Below are 258 nucleotides of genomic sequence, written 5' to 3'. Positions count from 1 at the left end.
AGTGAGGGCTCGCCAACAAGTAGTTTATCCGCTTTTTAAAAAGCAATTCACGGTCACACTAGCTGGATTTGTAGGCGTTCGTGGGATTCATTCATTTCCGCCAGTGGATGTAGAAACTAGTGATGCTTTCGGTTTGTTGGAACGTTCGCGCCAACTATCTTCCGAAAAATCGCTCACTATTTACCCAACCTATTTTCCCAATGTGCTAGAAAAAATCAGTGAAGCTTCTCCAGAAAACGAACGCAATGCCGCTTATTG

Annotated in this window: 1 protein-coding gene; it reads left to right on the top strand. The window is 43.8% G+C overall.

The window, feature by feature from the left end; all coding sequences use genetic code 11:
• On the top strand, positions 1-258 hold a 258-nt coding region (locus tag ACX6XY_RS30395; RefSeq protein WP_460337939.1), incomplete at both ends, for a hypothetical protein.

It is taken from the genome of Streptomyces sp. O3 (assembly GCF_054788135.1).
The sequence above is the reverse complement of the archived record's forward strand: the minus strand, read 5'-3'. Positions and strand labels throughout refer to the sequence as shown.